Genomic DNA, 19,809 nt, shown 5'->3' on the forward strand with positions numbered 1-19,809 from the left:
CTCCTTATTGATTGATGCAGTTGGCCACGCGATCAAAATACGAGCAGGCGGCGATATGCTCCGCTATGCGTCGCTGTCCCTTGGCGGTATCGACGTCCCACAGCTCGTAGGCACGCGCCTCGACCAGCACCACGTCGGTACGGTCCTTGAGGATCGAACCGCCGCCGTCCTTGCCCTCAAGACACATAAGTGCATCGAACAGTTCCGCCGGAAAGAGCACCGGGCTCGAAGGCTCACCGTTGCACGCAAGACGCACCGGATGCTTGCGGCCACGCTCGTCAAATGCGCGAACCATAGCCTCAAAAGAATCCGCGCTCACAAGCGGCTGGTCGCCCGGCAAAAAGAGGCAACCTTTCCAGTTGCGTTCGACTCCCCACGAAAGGCCCGCACGGACGCTTTCGCTGCGCAGCTCGCCATCGTGCAGCACGCACGGGCAATGCTTGTCCTCGCAAATCTGGGCAACCTCGGGCCAACGCGTCGAAACCACGACGTCAAAGCCCCGGGGAACCGAATCGATGGTCCGGGCAATCAGCGGCTCGCCATAGATATCGGCAAGCATCTTGTTAGAGCCAAACCGCTTACCCTCACCCGAGGCCATAATCACGCAACCAAGTTTCATGGCGATACCTCCCCTGAAACCATCGTACCCATAACTTGCACCGCGGGGCACCTACATCGAAAGCGCTTATCCTACACGCCCGCGATGCAAAAAGGGGGCACCCCGCCGGTTGGCAGAGCGCCCCCTTTACATGGTTTACCTCAGCCCAGCTTTAGGCCTGGAACCAGCGGGCGGTGTTGCGCTCGTCGAGGGCCTTGAGGGCAGCGGCGGGATCGGCAACCTTCTGCAGGAACATCATGGCTGCGATGGCGTACGGCTTGTAGCTGGCCTCCTTGTACATGCCCACACGGTGCATGTCGAAGACGTCGGCGTTGACCTCGCCGTGCTCGCAAGAGACACCGGAGATGTCGGCGGGCAGCGGGTGCATAAAGATGGTGTCCTGGCCGTTGGCAGTCTTCTCCATGAGCGCGGTCGTGGAGCACCAGTCCTGATGGGTGGCGTTCTGGGCGAGCAGCTCCTTCTCGAGCGCAGCGATGCCGGCGTCGTCGCCCTCGGCGTACAGGTTGGTACGCTTCTCCATGGCGGCAAACGGAGCCCAGCTCTTGGGGATTACGATGTCGGCGCCCTCGAAGGCATCGGCCATGGTGTTGACCTGCTTAAAGGTGGTGCCGGACTCGGCGGCATAGCCCTTGGCGCGCTCGACGACCTCGGGCATGAGGTCGTAGCCCTCGGGGTGGGCCAGGGTGACGTCCATGCCAAAGCGGGGCAGCAGGCTGATCAGCGACTGCGGGCAGGACAGCGGCTTGCCGTAAGAGGGCGAATAGGCCCAGGTGACGGCAACCTTCTTGCCCTTGAGGTTCTCAAGGCCGCCAAACTCGTTGATGAGGTAGAGCATGTCGGCAGAGGACTGCGTGGGGTGGTCGGAATCGGACTGCAGGGAGATGAGCGTGGGACGGTGATCCAGAACGCCGTCCTCGTAAGCCTGCTGGACAGACTCGGAGACCTCGGCCATGTAGGCGTCGCCCTTGCCGATGTACATGTCGTCGCGGATGCCGATGACGTCGGCCATGAAGGAGATCATGGTAGCGGTCTCGCGGACGGTCTCGCCGTGGGCAATCTGGGACTTCTTCTCGTCCAGGTCCTGCAGCTCAAGGCCCAGCAGGTTGGCGGCCTTAGAGAAGGAGAAGCGCGTACGGGTGGAGTTGTCGCGGAATAGGGAGACGGCCAGACCCGAGTCGAAGATCTTGGGAGAGACGTTGTTCTCACGCAGCTGGCGCAGGGCGTCGGCGACGATGTAGAGCGCCTTGAGCTCATCGGTGGTCTTATCCCAGGTGTGCAGGAAGTCGCTGCCGTACATGCCCTTAAAATCGAGGCCGTTCAGCTGCTCGACGAGCTCGGTAAACTTGGCGTCCATGGAAATGTCCTTTCTAAAGATGAAACGATCGCAATGAGTAGATGCGCTCCGGCATGCGCGTGTGGCTAGAACATGCAGAGCGCTATGACGAGGACCCGCTACCGTTGAGGAAGCATGGGAGATAACGACCGCGGGCCCCAAGTCGACAGGGGGTGCCGGGGACGCGAGCGGCCCCCGGCTCAACAAAATCGAGGAATGGGACTAATCGATCTTGTTGTTGGTCAGACCGGCGCGGAACACGGTGGCGTCGCCATCGGCCTGGCTCGGATCGTAGAGGTTCAGGGCAGCCACATACATGGCGGCAGCGGTGACCAGGTCGTCCTTGTAGGTGACCTCGTTGGGAGCGTGAGCCTGAGACTCGGCACCCGGGCCAAAGCCCACGCAGGGGATGCCGTAGCGGCCCTGGATGGAGACGCAGTTCGTGGAGAAGGTCCACTTGTCGCACAGCGGACGACCGGTGCGCTTGTCCATGCTGGGCTCGCAGCCGATGCGCTCGTCACCAAACATGGCCTTGTGAGCGTCGACGAGGGCCTTGACGTGCGGAGCGGTCTCCTTGTTGATCCACGTGGGGAAGTAAGCCTCGGTCTCGTAGACCTCGCCGGTCCAGGACGGACGGTCGTACATGTACATGGAGACCTTCACGTCGTCGCCGTACTTCTTGGCGGCCGGCAGGTTACGGATCTCGTCCAGGCAGGACTCCCAGGTCTCACCGGCGGTCATGCGACGGTCGATGGAGATGGCGCAGGAGTCAGCGACAGCGCAGCGGCTGGGGCTGGTGTAGAAGATCTGGCTGACGGTGCAGGTGCCGCGGCCCAGGAAGCGGGCGTCCTCGAAGTGCTCGGGGTTGTACTTGGAGTCGAGCATCTTGACGAGACCCTTGATGTCGGTCGACTCGTCGCAGCCGTTGTTGTTGAGGGCGCGGACGTCGGCGATGATGTCGGCCATCTTGTAGATGGCGTTGTCGCCGCGGTCGGGAGCGGAGCCGTGGCAGGAGGTGCCGTGAACGTCGACGCGGATCTCCATGCGACCGCGGTGACCGCGATAGATGCCGCCGTCGGTGGGCTCGGTGGAAATGACGAACTCGGGCTTAATGCCGTCCTTGTTGTAAATGTACTGCCAGCACATGCCGTCGCAGTCCTCTTCCTGGACGGTGCCGACGACCATGATCTTATAGCCCTCGGGGATAAGACCCATGTCCTTCATCATCTTGGCAGCATAGGTAGCAGAAGCCATGCCGCCCTCCTGGTCGGAGCCGCCGCGGCCGTAGATGATCTCGTCGGTCTCGTAGCCCTCATAGGGATCGGCATCCCAGTTCTCGATGTTGCCGATGCCGACGGTGTCGATGTGGGAGTCGATGGCGATGATCTTGTCGCCCTCGCCCATAAAGCCCATGACGTTGCCCAGGCCGTCGACCTTGACCTCGTCATAGCCAAGGCTCTCCATCTCGGCCTTGATGCAGGCAACAACCTCACCCTCCTCGCAAGACTCAGAGGGATGCGAGATCATAGCGCGCAGGAAGCGAGTCATATCAGCACGATGAGACTCAGCAGCAGCCTTGATAGCGTCGAAATCGAGTTCTTTAGCCATTGTTCATAACCTTTCAAACGAAGAAATCTACCTGTGAGGTGGCGGAGCGATACCTATTTACTCCGCCCTAACGATTAGCAAGTGGGATATTCGCCTTCCCAAACAATACGGCGATACTGGTCGGGATCCGTATCGCCCTCGGTGGAGAAGCAGAGCACAGAGCTCGTCTTGTCCAGGCCGATGAGTTCCTTGAGCTCGGCGTACTCGGGATCGAGCATGAGGGTCTCGACCAGGCCGGTGGTCACAGCACCGGACTCGCCGGAGATGACGCGCGGGTCGCCCTTCTCGGGAGCGCCCAGGGTGCGCATGCCGCGAGCGGTGACCCAGTCGGGGCAGGACACGAAGGCGGTGGTGTGGTTGCGCAGGATATCCCAGCCCAGAATGTTGGGCTCGCCGCAGCACAGACCGGCCATGATGGAGGGCATGTCACCGTCCACGATGCGCGGATCGCCGTCGCCGGCGGCAGCGCCCTTGTACAGACAGGCGGCAGGCGCGCACTCGACCACGACGAAGGTGGGCGGGTTATCGGGATACAGGTTGGTGAAGTAGCCCACCACGGCGCCAGCCAGCGAGCCCACGCCAGCCTGGACAAACACGTGCGTCGGGCGGTTGATGGCCATCTCACGCAGCTGCTCGGCAGCCTCGGAGGCCATGGTGCCGTAACCCTCCATGATCCAGGACGGGATCTTCTCGTAGCCCTCCCAGGCGGTGTCCTGAACGATGACGCCGCGCTCGCAGGCGTCGGCCTCGGCGGCGGCCATGCGCACGCACTCGTCGTAGTTGACCTCTTCGATGGTCACCGTGGCGCCCTCGGCGGCGATGTTATCGAAGCGGGGCTTGGTGGAACCCTTGGGCATGTGCACGACGGCCTTCTGGCCCAGCTTGTTGGCAGCCCATGCCACGCCGCGGCCATGGTTGCCGTCGGTGGCGGTAAAGAAGGTAGCCTGGCCAAAGTCCTTGGCAAGCTGATCGGAGGTCAGGTAATCGAAGGTGCAGTCGGCAACGTCCTTGCCGGTCTCGTCGGCAATGTAGTTGGCCATGGCAAACGATCCGCCCAGAACCTTAAAGGCGTTGAGGCCAAAGCGATAGCTCTCGTCCTTAACGCACAGGTTGGACAGACCCAAGCGCGCAGCCTGACCGTCCAGGCGGGCAAGCGGGGTGACGGTATATTGAGGGAACGACTGGTGGAAGGCGCGGGCCTTCTTCACGTGGTCGAGGCTCATGATTCCCAAGTGCTTGTCATCGCTCTTGGGCATCGTGTTGCCCGCCCACTGGATCTTATCGGCCATACGGTGAACTCCTTAAGTCCTCTCTTGCCGGCCCCCGCATACGCGTTTCAGCCCGATCCCATTCACACGACTGAACTTTTATGTGGATGCCAAACAAAAAGTTTGTTAGTAATGTTCTATCACACTTTTTGATTGGTATATCTAACGAATTGTTTGTTGCCGTAATCGGTACTTTTTCGCCGCCGAACGGTCATGAATTGCCTTGTTGATGGATTTGTTTGCGGTCATGTGTGGTTTATGGCACAGTGAGCCCAAACTAATTTTTAGGAAGGTACCCATGACCCCCGCACAGATTGAGTTTTACAAGCGCCTCGCACACGGTCTGGCGCTCCAATTTGGCCCCAACTGCGAAGTCGTCGTCCACGATCTGGAGACCGAGGACGTGGACCATTCCATCGTAGTGATCGAAAACGGCCACGTCAGCGGGCGCAAACTGGGTGACGGCCCCAGCCATATCGTGTTTGAGTCCATGCACGAGGGCGCCACCGATGTACACGACCGCGAGCCGTACCTCACTAAAACCACCGACGGTAAGCTGCTCAAATCGTCGACGATCTTTATCCGCAACGATGAGGGCAAACCCGTCGGCATTTTGGGCATCAACTTTGACATTACGCTCATGAAGGCTTTTGAGCGTTCGCTCGACGCCTTTACCGGCACCGGCGGCACGGGCTATACCGAGCCCGAGCCCATTACCAAGAACATCGGCGACCTGCTCGAGGACCTGCTGCACGAGTGCGAGCAGTTTGTGGGCAAGCCCGCGGCACTCATGACCAAAGACGAGCGCATTCGTGCCATTGGCTACCTCGACCGTCGCGGCGCCTTCCTCATTTCCAAGTCGAGCGAGCGCGCCTGCGAGTTCTTTGGCATCTCCAAGTACAGTTTCTATAGCTACCTCAATGAGGCCAAGGCGGCGGCCGGCGACAAGTAGGCACTCGTCTGGATTGCCCCTCCCCTTTTGGGCGCGAGTTCTGGAAAGCACGAATCCAAGACCGAGCCGCTTGGGAAGTTCCATATAATCGATGTCATTAGTATTTCGAAAGGATGGAACAGAATGGCGTTGAGCAAGGCATCATGCACCGGTCGCGGATTGATTCCGGCAATTGGTGGACATGTGCACCGCATGTTCGATGAGGGTGAAGACGACCTGTTTTCGCTGAGCCTTGACGACGTGATGGACGATCGCCCGTGGACCGCCGACGAACTCATGGGCGGCGGTGGGGCTCGCCCGTCAAGCCCCAATCCCGCACTTGCGCCTAAGTCCGCACCTGCGCCGACTCCTGCGCAGTCGCCTGTTTCGACGCCCGCGCCCACGCCCGCACCCACTTCGGCGCCCACGACCGCTCCCCGCCCCGCAAACGACCCGTCCGAGACGGCGGCATTTCTCGCTGCGGCGACGCAGAGCAAATCGGCCGACAGCACCGTTATGTACAGCGCCCAGCAGTTGCCCGTTCCTGCGGCACGCAAGCCTCCGGTCACAAGGCTCGATGAGCCCGTCGCCCATCAGGTTGCCCACGATTCCTGGGCTGCAGCCGATCTGGATGAGACCTCTACCGGCATGCCGGCGCTCGATGTTCCAGTTAACCCGCTTTTTGCCGCCAACACGAGCGCCGCGGACTATGAGGGCGGTGCGGCATATTCCGATTATTCCGATGGCTATGCTGGCACCGGTCGCATCGAGACCGAGGATTATGGCACCGCATCGAGCGATTATCTCAACGATCCGTACGCTGCCACGCCTGCACCGGAATATGACCCGGAGGCCGCGTCCGCGCCGGCGTATACCAAAAGCACGGGCGAAGAGCGCTTCGCCGATTATTACGCCGAGGAAAAGGCGCTGCGTTTCTCGGAATTTCCGCAGGCAGTCAAGGTTGCCTTTATCGCCATTATCATTGCCCTGCTCGGTGTCATTGCGTTTGAAGGATTCCAGCTGTTCCGCGGCCCCACCCAAGCGGAGTCGGAGACCCAGCAAAAAGAGGACGATAACCAGTACCTGGACATCAACACCCTCAAGGGCGACCCCAACGACGGGGACGACGAATAGCGAGAGCTGAAGGCAGCCGCAGGATCTCGCATTCAGCACCAGCTTCTAAGTGCTGTTTTGTCATCCATCTACACTTTTCCGAAGTTTTAAGGTGCCTATTTCGACACTTTTCCGTACTTTTACACGGCTGATTTCGGCACTTTTCCGGACGAAAGCCGAATAATCACTTGGGAAACCAACGCCGTTCACGCGTCATTTCGCAGGCGGCGCTTGATTTCCGTCCGTACACGTTGATAGACTTCCTCTTGCCCGCAAGGAGCGGGCGCGTTTTATCCAGAGTCGGGGTAGAGAGTTGGCTCCACGATCCCGACGCCAACCGGCCAAGAGGCACGGTGGCCCTGCCAACATCGATGAAAGGAGTCCGTATGGACAATTTCCCTGTGCGCAGCGAGCGCAACTTCCACAACCTGGTCGTCAAACCGAATCACATGCATCTTCTGGATAAGCCAAATGGCTACGCCTCGGCCATGGTCAAGAACAGCCTCTCCCACCAGATGCGCTTTACGGTGCAGGTGCTCGAGGAAGAGCTCTGCGCCGCCGGTGACCCGTACGTGCTGCAAATCAAGCTGCTTGGAGACGATTCGCGCGAGCCGTCTAGCTGGAAGCTGTTTGCCGACGGCACGTGCGTCGCAAGCGGTTCGGGTGACTTTGCCCGCGAGTGCTTCTGAGAGAGCGCCGAGGTGTTCCTGGATCTGTGCTGCGACGCCGTCGACGCAGCCGAGCTGCGCCAGTGGAGCCAGGGGGAGTACGAGCTGCTGAGTGCCGCGCGTGGGATTGCGAGGGTGTAGGTGGGCACACCTACCACGCGATCCCGCGATAACGCCGTCGGTCAGGTTGTCCCTACCTGACTCTTTGATTCCATGCCTGGCCATATTGCCGTTCGCCTGTTCGCCTCAACAGTCGCCAACAATGCAACGCTATAATACTTTCAAACGCATTTGTATTGCATTTCGAGCGATGGGAGCGCAGATGCCTGACAGCTACAAGGAGCTCATCAAGAGCAATCCCGACGAGACCGAGATCAGAAGCTTCCTAGTGGACGGCGACCAGGTCTCCGTGACCCTGCGCATTCCCGATACCCTGCGCGACGCTGCGAAGGAGGAGGCAGCCCTGAGGGGCATGAGCTTCTCCGCCTTCGTGCGCACCTGCATGATCGAAGAGCTCGCGAAGAAGGGGGCATAAACTCATGCAGCCTGACTTCTTCGACAACAGGGCGAAGATCGTCAAGGACGACCTCGTCGCCAACATAGCCGCCGGCGATCGCGTGGCGATAGCCGCTTCGGTTTTCTCCATGTACGCCTACCAGGAACTCGCCAGCCAGCTTGAATGCATCGACGAACTGCGCTTCGTCTTCACCTCGCAGACGTTCACCAAGCAGCGCCCAGCGCGCGAGAAGCGCGAGTTCTACATCCCGCGCCTTTCCCGCGAGCAGGGCCTTTGCGGCACCGACTTCGAGATCAAGCTGCGCAACGAGCTCACGCAGAAGGCCGTCGCGACCGAGTGTGCCGACTGGATCCGCCGCAAGGCGCGCTTCCGCTCCTTCGAGGGCGAGGGGCGCATGAGCGGCTTCATGGATATCGATAAGACGGACGACAACGTGGCCTACATGCCCTTCGACGGCTTCACCACGCGCAAGCTCGGCTGCGACAACTCCGCGGACGCCCCCGACGTGACCATGCGCTTGGACGCCTCCCAATCCCGTGCCCTGCTCCAGCAGTTCGATTCCGCTTGGAACTCCGGCGAGCTTCACGACGTGACCGATGCCGTTATCGACGGCGTGACGGCAATGTATCAGGAAAACGCGCCCGAGCTCATCTACTACATGGCGCTCTGCCGCATATTCAGCGAGTTCTTGGACGACGTCTCCGAGGACGTGCTGCCCAACGAGGGGCTGGGCTTCCGCGACAGCCTTATCTGGAACAAGCTCTACGACTTCCAGAAGGACGCGGCGCTCGCCATCATCAACAAGCTCGAGACCTACAACGGCTGCATCCTGGCAGACTCGGTCGGCCTGGGCAAGACGTTCACCGCGCTCGCCGTGATTAAGTACTACGAGAGCCGCAACAAGGACGTGCTCGTGCTGTGCCCCAAGAAGCTGCGCGACAACTGGATCACCTACAACTCGAACGTCGTGAACAACCCCATCGCGGGCGACCGCCTGCAGTACGACGTGCTCTACCACACCGACCTCTCGCGCACGCGCGGCACGTCGGAGACGGGCCTGCCGCTCGACCGCCTGAACTGGGGCGCGTACGGGCTCGTTGTCATCGACGAGAGCCACAACTTCCGAAACGGCGGCGACTCGGCGTCGGAAGACAGGATGAACCGCTACCAGCTGCTCATGGAGAAGATCATCAAGCAGGGCGTGAAGACCAAGGTGCTCATGCTCTCCGCCACGCCCGTGAACAACCGCTTCCGCGACCTGCGCAACCAGCTCGCCCTGGCGTACTGGGGCGACCCCACCGGCTGGTCTGAGAAGCTGCGCCTTGAGAACGACATCGAGACGGTTTTCCGCAACGCGCAGACCGTCTACGCCCGCTGGTCGAAGCTGCCCGCCGAGCGGCGGACGACGCACGCCCTCACCGACATGCTCGACTACGACTTCTTCGAGGTGCTCGACCAGGTGACCGTGGCGCGCAGCCGCAAGCACATCCAGCGCTACTACGACATGAGCGCCATCGGGCCCTTCCCGAAGCGCCTGCCGCCGATATCGAAGCGCCCCAAGCTCTCGACGCTGGCGAACGCGATCAACTACCGCGAGATATACGAAGAGCTCGATTCCCTCGTGCTTGCCGTGTACATGCCTAGCGCCTACGTGCAGCCCAGCAAGATGGCCAAGTATGTTGAGAAGGGCGGTGGCGGAAACCTCACGCTCGGCGGGCGAGAGACGGGCGTTCGCCGCCTCATGACGGTAAACCTCCTCAAGCGCCTGGAGAGCTCGGTGTGCTCGTTCCGCCTGACGCTTGAGCGCGTGCTGGCGGCGATGAACACCGCCCTCGAGACCATAGACGACTACCGCAGCGGTCTAGCGACTGGGGCCAGTGTGGCCGACGGCGACCTGCCGGGCGGGTTCGACTTCGATCCCGACGACGAGAGCGGCTTCGAGGTGGGCGGCGCCACGAAGATCCTCATCGAGGATATGGACTGGATGAGCTGGGAGCGCGATATCAAGGCGGACGTGGACGTCATTGAGGTCCTCATTGCCATGGTCCGTGACATCGACCCTGCCCACGATGCCAAGCTCATCGAACTGTGCGAGCAGATTCGCGAGAAGGTAAAGAGCCCCATCAATCCGGGCAACCGCAAGGTGCTCGTGTTCACCGCGTTCTCGGACACCGCCGACTACCTCTACGAGAACGTGTCTGCCTTCGCGAAGCGCGAGCTCGGCCTCGAGTGCGCCAAGGTCACGGGCGACGGCTGCGCCTGCACGATAAAGGCCGTGCCCCCGCATATGCAGGAGGTGCTCGCCTGCTTCTCGCCCGTGTCCAAGGAGCGAGACGTGGTGGCTCCGCAGCTCTGCGGCTGCGACGTGGACATCGTGATCGCCACCGACTGCATCTCCGAGGGACAGAACCTCCAGGACTGCGACTACCTTGTGAACTATGACATCCATTGGAACCCCGTGCGCATCGTGCAGCGCTTTGGCCGCGTGGACCGCATCGGCTCCAAGAACGCTTGCATCCAACTCGTGAACTACTGGCCGGACGTTGAGCTGGACGAGTACATAAAGCTCAAGGCGCGTGTTGAGGAGCGCATGCGAATAACCGTGATGACCTCCACGGGTGACGATGACTACATCAACGCCGAGGAGACAGGAGACCTTGAGTACCGTCGTCAGCAGCTCGAGCAGATGCATAACGAGGTCATTGATCTGGAGGACGTTTCGGGTGGCGTGTCCATCACCGACCTGGGACTCAACGAGTTTCGCATGGACCTGGTGGGCTACTACCGCGACAACCCAGACATCGACAGGCTTCCGAGTGGCATCAACGCTGTGGTGGAGGGCGACGAGCCCGGCGTCATTTTCGTGCTGCGCAACGTCAACAGCAGGATCGACCGCGACGGGGCGAACAACCTGCACCCGTTCTATGTGGTTCGCATGGGGTCAGACGGGTCCGTTGCTCACGGGCACCTGGAGCCCAAGGCGGTGCTCGACGACATGCGCCTTTTGTGCCGCGGCAAGTCCGAGCCCGACATGGCGCTCTGCCGCGCCTACAACCGCGAGACCAAGAACGGCCGCGACATGCGCCGCGAGGCTGGGCTCTTGCGTGACGCGGTGGCGTCGATTGTGGACTCCAAGCAGGAGTCCGACGTCGACAGCTTCTTCACCGACGGCACGACGGGCTTTCTGGAGAACGACATCGAGGGACTCGATGACTTCGAGCTCGTGTGCTTCCTGGTGGTGAGGCCCAGATGCTAGGGCTTCCGAGCACGACCGAGGTGGGCCGCCGCATACCCAAGGAGGCCTTCTACGGACGCCTGAAGGTGAGCGCCGCGCTGCGCCAGTCCTTCATCGGCGACGTCGAGCGCTTCGTAATCGCGAACTCGATAAAGACCTCCACGACCGGTATTCCCGACGGCGAGCGCGTGCACGAGGTGCTCGTAGTGGAAGTGGCGCTCAAGGCTCGCCACGTCCCCGAAGAGGTGCTGGCGCTTGTGGCTCAGGCGAACCCCCATAAGCTGCTGTTCGTCTGCACCCACAGCGGTGAGGCGTGTCTCGCGGTGATGCTCAAGAGACTCGTCGTGGGGCCCTGGCGTCCGTTTGACCGCCTCACGCTCGACATGAACGCAAGCGACGTTGATGCAGTGTGGGATTCGCTTGCATCCCAAGTGGTCTACAACGACGCAGGTGGCGGTCCTGAAACCATAGAGGAACGCTTCGAGGTCGACGCGAAGATTAAAGCGCTGTACGAAGAACTTGCGCGCGTGGAGGCGCGGGGGCGCAAGGAACGACAGGTTGCGCGAAAGAACGCGCTGTTAGATAAGGCGAAGGAACTCAAACGGCGGATTGCCAAGATAGAGGAAGGACGATAGATGGACAACCAATCCGATAACGATGTACAGCTCGGCGTCTCGGATGAGCTGGTAGTTGGTTTGCGCAAAGCGCTTGGTTCTTGCTCCGTCAACTTCCTCTTCGGCGCCGGAGTGAACGGAAAAGCGTTTCCCTATTTCGCCCAATTCAAGAAAACCATCGGCGCCATGAACGAAAGGGGTCTTGATGGAAGTGATATCGAAACTGCCTTGGCCAATTGCGCAGATGGTCAAATACGGCAAGAGGTTCTCGACGCTTTCGTTGACGAATATAACAGCCACAACAATTACCGACTTTACGACGAATCTCTGTTGAACTTGAGACGAATGCTTGTAGGCTTCGCTTCTGTTGTCGGTCGGGCCGAGAACAGACATCCCGAAACCAGGCGTTTGAACGTTTTCACACTCAATTACGACCGCATAGTCGAGGAGATACTCGAGGACAGCGGGCTGTTTAGCTATACGCTCACGCAAGACAAGGCAAAGGGTCGCTTGCCCTTCGATATCGTTGGGTACAATACTTCGACCCATGCATTCGTCCCGACGTTCTGCGTCTACAAGCTCCATGGGTCTGTCGACACCAATCGCACGCTCTCTGCGAACAACATCGTTTTCCCCGGGCAAGACAAGCTCGGAAGCATACTATCTCATTTCTATGAAACTCTCTTCGCGATGAAAGGAGAGCTGCTGAAGCGCAATTCAGCGCTATTCGTTATTGGCTATTCATGGGCGGACGACCACGTTAATGGAATAATCAGTGACGCAATCGCTGGCGGGCTTACCGTGTACTGGCTCCAGTACAGAAGCGAGGACAAGTTGCCAAAGCAGGTCGCCGGCAACGTCATCGTCGTGCCTCCCAACAATAACGAGAACCCCGTTGATGCGACTAAAACCCTCGCTGATCTTCTCGAAAGAGTGGGACAACTATGATTGTGGGAAGAATAACGAAGGTTGATGGCGTAAGAGCAGCGGCGACGTTCTTCGATCGCATGCAGCCATTCATTGTGAATAACGGCCAAGCGGTAGCGTCGCCCCGTATCAATTCGTTCGTCAAAACCGGAGTCGGCCTAGATACGGTCATTTGCCAGATTGTCGGAGAACACGAGGCGGAGTACGACAGGCGAAGTGAAGTGACCCGCGAAGTCCAGGCGGCTCCCATAGGTCCCTTCGTTGTCGACCTGGAGGTGCGGGGGTACATTTCGTCAGGAGATTTCAAGGGAGGGCTTCGCTGCCTTCCCATTGTAGGAGCGGCTGTTGAGTCTTTGGATTCTGAAGACCTCAAGCTTCTGTACTCATCGCACGGATCCAAGCCATTGCGCATAGGGAGTAGCCTTTTCGACGAATCGCGCTCGGTTTATCTGGATGCTGGCAGGCTGATGGCAAGTCATATCGGTATTTTCGGAAACACCGGCAGCGGAAAATCGAACACGTTGGCAAGCCTTCTGAAAGGTTATGTTGGTTGCCTCCCGAAAGAAACCGACGCGGTGAGGATTCTCATATTTGACCTGAATAACGAATACGGCGGAGACGCCATAGTCCCCCGGGACAAAAAGACCGTCTATCGGCTGAACACGAGAAAGCAACTTGGATTGAACCGCGATCGCGTTCCCCTGTCTTTCGATTCGCTTGACGAGGATAGCTGGGGAACCATCTTGAGAGCAACCCCAAGGACTCAGATGCCCGCAGTCAGAAGAGCTTATTCAAAATGGAGAAGCGAGCCAGACGCGAATTATATATCCGAGATCAAACGGTCAATTGCCGATAAACGCGAAACGTTGTTTTTCACGCTGCGCAACTACTGCCCCGAGTTGATAAAAGGTATCGACAACTTGGCCTTTAACAGGACAAATGGTAGTTTTTATTATGACAATGGACAAGGGCGGCAATACATCAATTCTATCTCCGATGTACGGGACATAGTCATTAAACCTGGCATCGATCGTTTTCAGATGTTTTACCTTTGGCTTGCGTTGGAGGTCTCCAGAGCGGCCGAAAGTGGAATCAACTTTGAATTCGTCCAGCCGCTGCTTCCTCGAGCCAAATCTGTCATCAGAGATTTGGAGAAAATCTTTTCCGACGCGCCATGCGCTGGCCTGCAAGCGATATTCGACAACAAGCCCCTCGCAGTCGTTCAGTTGGGCGACGTCAATGAAGCGAGCAGAGAGATGCTTCCCGCTTTAATCGCGGAGCTGGTTATGAGAAGAGCTTCTGAAAACAAGGGCGACGGAACGCCGAGAGAAGTCGTCACGCTGGTTGTAGACGAAGCTCATAATCTGCTTGGATATGACGTCACGCAATCCGACTCGGTTCACGGCAACACGCTTCGCATTTTCGAGAAAGTAATCAAAGAGGGGCGCAAATTCGGCGTCTTTCTCTGCTTGGCAAGCCAGAGGCCGAGCGATATCTCTCCAACGATTACCTCGCAGATTCATAATTACTTTATTCATAAGCTTGTGAATCCGAACGATATCGAAAGGATAAGGAAGACCGTTAGCTTTATGGGGGAAACCAGCCTTTCAATGTTAAGCGTACTTGGCCAAGGAGAGTGCATCGTCAGCGGACCGTCGCTGCACATGCCTCAGTACGTCTATATCGATCAGCTTGATAGCTGCTCGAGGCCGAACAGCAACGATATTCAGTTGTTCGGCGATAACGGGCTGTTGGAACAAACCGCCTTAGAAAAATGGGAGTTTTAAATAATGGACAAGATCGAACTGGGTACACCCGAGGGCACCGCCGAGAACATAGACAAGATCGCCGAGCTGTTCCCGCAGGTGGTGACCGAGGTAGAGAACGCCGACGGCAAGCTTGCACGTGCCGTGGACTTCGACGTGCTGCGCGATCTTCTGGGTGATGTAGCGGAGGGACAGCGTGAACGCTACCAGTTCACTTGGCCCGGCAAGCGCGAGGCAAAGGCCGAGGCGCGCCGCCCCATCTACAAGACGATGATTCCCGAACCAGGCAAGTCCAAGAATTGGGACACCACGGAGAACCTCTACATCGAGGGTGACAACCTCGACGCGCTCAAGATTCTGAAGGAGACCTACGCCGGCAAGGTTAAGCTCATCTACATCGACCCCCCATACAATACGGGCCATGACTTCATCTACGACGATGACTTCGCCAAAACGCGCGGCGAATATGACGCGGAGAGCGGTGATTTCGACGAGGAAGGCGGTCGCCTGGTTGCCAACACCGAGGGCAACGGCCGGTTCCACTCAGATTGGTGCTCGATGATTTACCCGAGGTTGCTTCTTGCGCGCGATCTCTTGACTTCGGATGGTTCTATCTTGCTAAGCATTGATGCCAATGAGGTAAAGAATCTTCGAGCAATTTGCGATGAGATATTCGGAGCCCAGTGCTTCAAAAATTGCATTGCAGTTCGCAGAGGCATTAAGAACGTGCAGGCGCAATTTGACGATATTGCGGCTCTTTCGCAGGGGCATGAGTATATCTTGCTTTATTCGCGAAACGCGACCAATCGGTTCCACAAATTATCATTAGCTCATGATGGCAAGCCTGGCAAATGGGATACATTTTGGCGAGGTACGGATCGTCCATCTATGAGGTATGAGTTATTCGGCGAAACCCCTCATTCTGGACAATGGCGCTGGGAAAAAGGGCGCGCATATACGGCAGTTAGCAACTACAACACTTTTCTCAAGGATGCGGCAGGCTCGATGAGTCTAGACGAGTACTATCTCGATAATCTTGCCGCAACGAATGAGAAGATGAACTTTGTTCGAAAGAACGAAGATGGCACTGTGCAGTATTATGTGCCCCCCTCGACCGGAAAGCTGCTGAGCGATAACTGGATGGACCTGACTTTGAGCGGCAATGAGACCGATGCGTTTGATACCGAGAAGAGCGTTGCCATCATTCAACGAATTGTAGAGTGGCTAGCGCCACCAAACTCCATTGTTCTCGATTTCTTTTCAGGATCTGGAACTACTGCTCACGCAGTCATCGAAGCAAATAAAAACGACAACGGTCAAAGACGCTTCATTATGGTTCAGCTGCCTGAAAACTGCGGAGATAATCCTAGCGCAATCAAACATGGTTATAAGACGTTATGCGATCTTGGGGAAGACAGGATAAATCGTGCAGGCGCGAAAATCGCTGCAGACATCGACAAGGGAAACGAGCAGCTCGAGCTCGGCGCCGAGCCTAAACTCTATCCAGATCTTGGCTTCCGCGTGCTGCGTATCGACTCCTCGAACTTCAAGGACTTCTACCTCACGCCTGGCGAGATTTCCCAGGAGAGCCTCTTCGACTTCGCCGACAACGTGAAGGAGGGACGCTCCGACCTGGATTTGCTCTTCGAGGTACTGCCAAAGCTCGGCATCCCGTACTCTGCGAAGATCGAGGAGCGCGTACTCGCCGACAAGAAGGTCTTCTTCGTGGACGGCGACAAGTTGGCGGCATGCTTCGATGCGAACGTCGGCTCCGACACCATCGAGGAGATGGCGAAGGCCAAGCCCTGGTACGCCGTCATCCGCGACTCGTCCATGGCTGACGACGCCACGCACGCCAACTACGAGGAGCTGTTCCGCACCTACAGCCCCGACACTGTTCCCCAAGTGATTTAAGGCGTCGACATGAAGTTCAAGTTCAAAGTACAACAGTACCAAACCGACGCCGCAGACGCGGTGGCCTCGGTCTTCGAGGGGCAGCCCAACCAGGGCGCCTCCGTCTACCTGCGCGATCTGGGCCGCAAGCCCAAGCGCGCGCAGGGCGAGATCGATTTCGGCGGCGATGACCTCGAGGGCTATGCCAACGCGCCCGTCGCGCTTTCGGGCGCCGACATACTGGCAAACGTGCGCGCAGTGCAGCGACGCAACCAGATCCCCGAGTCGGAGGAGCTTTTCTGCGGCATGGGAGCCTGCCAGCTGGACGTCGAGATGGAGACGGGCACCGGCAAGACATACGTCTACACCAAGACGATGCTCGAGCTCAACCGCCTGTACGGCTGGTGCAAGTTCATCGTGGTGGTGCCATCGGTCGCCATCCGCGAGGGCGTGGCCAAGAGCCTGGAGAACACCCAGGAGCACTTCTTCTCCCAATACCACAAGAAGATCAGGTTCTTCATATACGACTCGGACAACCTGACCGAGCTTGATGCGTACTCCCAATCGAGCGACGTCAACTGCATGGTCATCAACATGCAGGCGTTCAACGCGTCGATGAAGGAGGGCGCCAAGAACAAGGCGGCGCGCATCATCTTTGACGAGCGCGACGAGTTCAGCAGCCGCAGGCCCATCGACGTCATCGCTGCGAACCGCCCCATCGTCATCTGCGACGAGCCCCAGAAGATGGGAAAGAAGGGCGGCGCAACCCAGAAGGGCATCGCCCGCTTCAACCCACTGTTCGTGCTGAACTATTCGGCAACGCACAAGGAGAAGCACGACCTGGTGTATGCCTTGGACGCCCTGGACGCCTACAACCAGAAACTCGTCAAGCGCATCGAGGTCAAGGGCTTCTCGCTCAAAAACATGCGCGGCACCGACGGCTATCTCTACCTGCGTGACATCGTTGTGAGCAAGAGCCGTGCCCCAGAGGCCGTCATCGAGTTCAAGTACATGGGCGCGGGCGGCAAGGTCCGCAAGAAGACCCAGCGTTTTTGCGAGGGCGATAGCGTCTATGACGCAAGCGGGTCCACCAAGCTCGAAGCGTACCGCGGCTACACCATCGCAAGCGGCAACGATGGCGTGGTGCCGCCGCAGGACGGGCGTCCCGGTTACGTCCGCTTCCTGGACAGCTCCATTGGCGACAATGGCCGCATCTATATGGGCGAGGTCTACTGCGACTCCGCGGCGGATGACATCCAGCGCATTCAGATTCGCGAGACTATTAAGAGCCACCTCCAGAAGGAAGAGACTCTGTTCCGCCGTGGCATCAAGTGTCTTTCGCTGTTCTTCATCGATGAGGTGGCGAAGTATCGCGACCTTTCCGGCAACGGCGAGACCGTGGGCTACGGCAAGATCTTCGAGGAAGAATATGCGGCGGCCATTGCCGAGCGCGTGGCGCATCCCACCACGGACGACGCGTATGACCCAAGCTATCTCAACTACCTGCGACGCGATGACGCCCATGCGGTTCACAGCGGCTACTTCTCGGTGGATAAAAAGGGCAACGCCGTCGAGTCCAAGGTCGAGAAGAAGGCCGAGCGCGAGGATGGTATTGGCATCAACGACGACGACGCACGGCGTGGCTATGACCTGATCCTGCGCGACAAGGAGAAGCTGCTCTCGTTCGATGAGCCCGTGCGTTTCATCTTCAGCCACTCGGCGCTTCGCGAGGGTTGGGACAACCCCAACATCTTCCAGATTTGCACGCTCAAGGAGTCGGGCTCCGAGACCTCCAAGCGTCAGGAGGTGGGTCGCGGCATGCGCCTCTCGGTTGACCAATGGGGCAACCGCCAGGATGCGGTCTTGCTGGGGCCCGATGAGGTGCACCGCGTGAACCTGCTCACAGTTATTGCGTCCGAGAGCTACGAGACGTTTGTGCGCGACCTGCAAACCGACATCAGCAAGAGCCTGCGCGAGCGTCCCAAGAAGGTCGAGGCCAACCTGTTCAGCGGGGCCGACATCGTTGTCGACGGCCGGTCCGTGCTCTTTACCGAGTACGAGTCCAAGCGTGTCTACAAGGCCCTTTACAAAGCGGACTTCATCGACGAGGACGATAGGCCAACGGACGCCTTCAGGGAGGCCGCGGGCGCGGGGGCGTTCGTTGAGCAATTCGTGTCAATGCTGCCGGAGGACATAGCGGATGAGGCGCATGCCAAGGCGGTCGAATCCCTGGTGAGGAGCGTCTATGACGCCCATGCCCTCGATGGCATGATTGGCCGGGCCGAGGAAAAGGTGACGGAGAACTCGCTCACGGACAACTTCGCCAAGAAGGAGTTCAAGGAGCTTTGGAGCCGGATCAACCGCAAGCATGCCTACACCGTGAGCTTCTCTGATGACGAGCTGCGCCGCAAGGCAATCGCGCGCATCAACAGCGACCTGCGTGTGAGCAAGCTGCAGTACGTGCTTACGATTGGCGACCAGAAGGCCGAGGCAACTCGTGGCGAGGTCGAGGGTGGCTCGTCCTTTGGGCGCACGGGTACCGAGACGCATGACGTGGATGCGGGAACCTCTACCGTTGGCGTTACGTATGACCTCGTCGGTGAGGTTGCACAAGCTGCTGCCATCACTCGTAGGAGCGCCGCCGCTATTCTCGCGAGAATTGACGCCAACGTCTTTAGGCTCTACCGCGTGAATCCCGAGGAGTTCATCAAGAAGGCCGCCGCGCTCATCGTCTCCGAGAAGGCAACGATGGTCGTGGAGCACATCAGCTACCACGAGATAGACGATGCCTATGACGAGGCGATCTTCACCGAGCGCATGCCAGACAACGCGAGTAAGGCGTACGAGGCGAAGAAGAACATTCAGCGTTTCGTGTTCCCGGATTCTGACGGCGAGCGCAAGTTTGCCGAGGACATGGACGCCGCCGCCGAGGTAGCGGTCTACGCCAAGCTGCCTCGCACATTCCAGATTCCCACGCCGGTAGGCAACTATGCCCCCGACTGGGCTATCGCCTTCAAGGAGGGCAGCGTGCGCCACGTGTTCTTTATCGCCGAGACCAAGGGAACCATGGACTCGATGGAACTTTCCGGCGTGGAGAACGCCAAAATCGCATGCGCCAAGAAGCTCTTCAACGAAATGAGCACCAGTGATGTGCGCTACCACAACGTGGCAACGTACGAGGACTTGCTCGAGGTGATGGGCAAGATGAGCTAAGCAATGATTAGGCGCCATTAGAACAGTCGGGAGGAAGCAAGCCTTCCAACTTGTGCGATATCCCTGCCATTAGCGAAATCGGCTCACCAGCAATAACCGAGAAG

At 58.7% G+C, this 19,809-nt stretch carries 14 protein-coding genes and 1 riboswitch; of the genes, 10 read left to right on the forward strand and 4 right to left on the reverse strand.

The genetic code is table 11. The features are described from left to right. Positions 1-4 precede the first annotated feature (4 nt). The 4 genes from ABCP74_RS02760 to dpaL form a co-directional block, all read right to left on the reverse strand. Positions 5-619 (reverse strand): nucleotidyltransferase family protein, encoded by a 615-nt coding sequence (locus ABCP74_RS02760; RefSeq protein WP_343000631.1) that lies wholly within the window; start codon positions 617-619, stop codon positions 5-7. Between the two features lie 151 nt (positions 620-770). Further along, a complete protein-coding gene (gene ygeW / locus ABCP74_RS02765; RefSeq protein ID WP_343000630.1) occupies positions 771-1,973 on the reverse strand; it encodes a knotted carbamoyltransferase YgeW in 1,203 nt (400 codons plus the stop codon). A 201-nt stretch (positions 1,974-2,174) separates the two neighbouring features. Beyond that, complete coding sequence (locus tag ABCP74_RS02770) at positions 2,175-3,560, reverse strand: YgeY family selenium metabolism-linked hydrolase (RefSeq protein ID WP_343000629.1); 1,386 nt, start codon at positions 3,558-3,560, stop codon at positions 2,175-2,177. A gap of 74 nt (positions 3,561-3,634) precedes the next feature. Then, the gene (dpaL, locus tag ABCP74_RS02775; RefSeq protein WP_089573553.1) at positions 3,635-4,849 is read right to left on the reverse strand and encodes a diaminopropionate ammonia-lyase; all 1,215 of its coding nucleotides are present in this window, start codon (positions 4,847-4,849) and stop codon (positions 3,635-3,637) included. A 277-nt stretch (positions 4,850-5,126) separates the two neighbouring features. On the opposite strand from dpaL, the gene ABCP74_RS02780 reads away from it, so the two are divergent. The 10 genes from ABCP74_RS02780 (at position 5,127) to ABCP74_RS02825 (ending at position 19,705) form a co-directional block, all read left to right on the forward strand. Continuing rightward, entirely contained in the window at positions 5,127-5,780 is a 654-nt protein-coding gene (locus ABCP74_RS02780) for a helix-turn-helix transcriptional regulator (RefSeq protein WP_089573552.1), read from the forward strand. Positions 5,781-5,903: 123 nt separating this feature from the next. Continuing rightward, a complete protein-coding gene (locus ABCP74_RS02785) occupies positions 5,904-6,893 on the forward strand; it encodes a hypothetical protein (protein WP_343000628.1) in 990 nt (329 codons plus the stop codon). Between the two features lie 266 nt (positions 6,894-7,159). After that, a riboswitch (SAM riboswitch) is annotated at positions 7,160-7,250 on the forward strand. Between the two features lie 8 nt (positions 7,251-7,258). After that, positions 7,259-7,561 (forward strand): hypothetical protein, encoded by a 303-nt coding sequence (locus ABCP74_RS02790; protein WP_343000627.1) that lies wholly within the window; start codon positions 7,259-7,261, stop codon positions 7,559-7,561. Between the two features lie 301 nt (positions 7,562-7,862). Next, on the forward strand, positions 7,863-8,075 hold the full coding sequence (locus ABCP74_RS02795) for a YlcI/YnfO family protein (RefSeq protein ID WP_227561562.1): 213 nt from the start codon (positions 7,863-7,865) through the stop codon (positions 8,073-8,075). Positions 8,076-8,079: 4 nt separating this feature from the next. Beyond that, a complete protein-coding gene (locus tag ABCP74_RS02800) occupies positions 8,080-11,313 on the forward strand; it encodes a helicase-related protein (RefSeq protein WP_343000626.1) in 3,234 nt (1,077 codons plus the stop codon). Then, positions 11,307-11,927: a DUF4391 domain-containing protein gene (locus tag ABCP74_RS02805; RefSeq protein ID WP_343000625.1), complete on the forward strand. Its 621-nt coding sequence runs from the start codon at positions 11,307-11,309 to the stop codon at positions 11,925-11,927. Before ABCP74_RS02800 ends, ABCP74_RS02805 begins: the two co-directional genes overlap by 7 nt. Further along, a complete protein-coding gene (locus ABCP74_RS02810) occupies positions 11,928-12,854 on the forward strand; it encodes an SIR2 family protein (RefSeq protein WP_343000624.1) in 927 nt (308 codons plus the stop codon). Continuing rightward, positions 12,851-14,620, forward strand: a complete 1,770-nt coding sequence (locus tag ABCP74_RS02815) for an ATP-binding protein (protein WP_343000623.1) — start codon at positions 12,851-12,853, stop codon at positions 14,618-14,620. Before ABCP74_RS02810 ends, ABCP74_RS02815 begins: the two co-directional genes overlap by 4 nt. 3 nt (positions 14,621-14,623) lie before the next feature. Further along, on the forward strand, positions 14,624-16,513 hold the full coding sequence (locus ABCP74_RS02820; protein ID WP_343000622.1) for a site-specific DNA-methyltransferase: 1,890 nt from the start codon (positions 14,624-14,626) through the stop codon (positions 16,511-16,513). Positions 16,514-16,522: 9 nt separating this feature from the next. Next, positions 16,523-19,705, forward strand: a complete 3,183-nt coding sequence (locus ABCP74_RS02825) for a type III restriction-modification system endonuclease (RefSeq protein WP_343000621.1) — start codon at positions 16,523-16,525, stop codon at positions 19,703-19,705. Positions 19,706-19,809: the final 104 nt, after the last annotated feature.

Origin of the sequence: Collinsella aerofaciens (assembly GCF_039062315.1) — a bacterium.
Classification (GTDB): Bacteria; Actinomycetota; Coriobacteriia; order Coriobacteriales; family Coriobacteriaceae; genus Collinsella; species Collinsella aerofaciens_BG.